This is a genomic window from Pseudomonas sp. Sample_10 (genome assembly GCF_004321495.1).
Taxonomy (GTDB): domain Bacteria; phylum Pseudomonadota; class Gammaproteobacteria; order Pseudomonadales; family Pseudomonadaceae; genus Aquipseudomonas.
In genome coordinates, this window is the sequence record NZ_RCOE01000137.1 from 1 (window position 1) to 1,378 (window position 1,378).

Here is a 1,378-nt window from a genome sequence, read left to right on the forward strand (position 1 = left end):
CAGGCATTCTGTAGCATTGGTCGGCGCGCCGTGGGTGCGTCTTTGCTTTATCAGATGGAGAGCGCTATGGCTTGGAATGAGCCGGGTGGCAACTCGAATAATCAGGATCCTTGGGGTGGCAAGCGTCGCAATAACGGCGACCGCAAGGGACCACCGGATCTCGACGAGGCCTTCCGAAAGCTGCAGGAAAGCCTGAACGGGTTGTTCGGTGGTGGTAAGAAACGGGGTGACGACGGTGGTGGTTCGGGCAAGAGTGGCGGCTTCGGCGGCCTGCTCGGCATCGGCCTGGTCGTTCTGGCGGCCGTATGGCTGTACAGCGCGGTCTATGTCGTCGACGAGCAGGAGCAAGCCGTGGTGCTGCGCTTCGGCAAGTACTACGAAACGGTCGGCCCGGGTCTGAACATCTACTTCCCGCCGATCGACAAGAAGTACATGGAAAACGTAACGCGTGAGCGTGCGTACACCAAGCAGGGCCAGATGCTGACCGAAGACGAGAACATCGTCGAAGTGCCGCTGACCGTGCAGTACAAGATCAGCAACCTGCAGGACTTCGTGCTGAGCGTCGATCAGCCGGAAGTCAGCCTGCAGCACGCGACCGACAGCGCACTGCGCCATGTGGTGGGTTCCACCGCGATGGACCAGGTGCTGACCGAAGGTCGTGAATTGATGGCCAGCGAGATCAAGGAGCGTCTGCAACGCTTCATGGATACGTATCGCACCGGCATCACGGTCACCCAGGTCAACGTACAGAGCGCAGCGGCACCGCGTGAAGTCCAGGAAGCCTTCGATGACGTGATCCGCGCCCGTGAAGACGAGCAGCGTTCGCGTAACCAGGCCGAAACCTATGCCAACGGCGTCGTGCCGGAAGCCCGTGGTCAGGCCCAGCGCATTCTCGAAGACGCCAATGGCTACCGTGACGAAACCGTCTCGCGTGCCAAGGGTGAGGCCGATCGCTTCACCAAACTGGTCGCCGAGTATCGCAAGGCACCTGAAGTTACCCGCCAGCGTCTGTATCTGGACACCATGCAGGAAGTCTTCAGCAATACCAGCAAGGTTCTCGTGACCGGCAACAAGAATGGCCAGAGCAACCTGCTTTACCTGCCTCTGGACAAGATGGTCGAAAGTGGTCGCAGCACCAGCACTCCGGTGACCGGCGCCGCTGCCAGCAGCAATGAAGCGAATGCGCGTGCGGCAGCTGATCTGCAGCAACAGCAAGCACGTACCAGGGAGAGTCGCTGATGAGCAATAAATCGCTGATCGCCCTTATTGTCGGCGTCGTCGTGGCGATCGCTGCCTGGAACTGCTTCTACATCGTGGCTCAGACCGAGCGTGCGGTGTTGCTGCAGTTCGGTCGCGTGGTCCAGACCGATGTTCAGCC

At 60.2% G+C, this 1,378-nt stretch carries 1 protein-coding gene and 1 pseudogene; both read left to right on the forward strand.

All coding sequences use genetic code 11. The features are described 5' to 3' along the window. Nucleotides 1-66 precede the first annotated feature (66 nt). Nucleotides 67-1,239 (forward strand): FtsH protease activity modulator HflK, encoded by a 1,173-nt coding sequence (hflK, locus tag D8U18_RS12935; RefSeq protein ID WP_056852376.1) that lies wholly within the window; start codon nt 67-69, stop codon nt 1,237-1,239. After that, nucleotides 1,239-1,378 (forward strand): annotated as a pseudogene (locus tag D8U18_RS12940) (protease modulator HflC); the annotation flags it as partial. The gene hflK and the pseudogene D8U18_RS12940, both read left to right, overlap by 1 nt.

What these genes read in the sequence shown, in the direction of transcription:
- hflK (WP_056852376.1), top strand. Translation starts at nt 67, where the DNA reads ATGGCTTGGAATGAGCCGGGTGGCAACTCGAATAATCAGGATCCTTGG.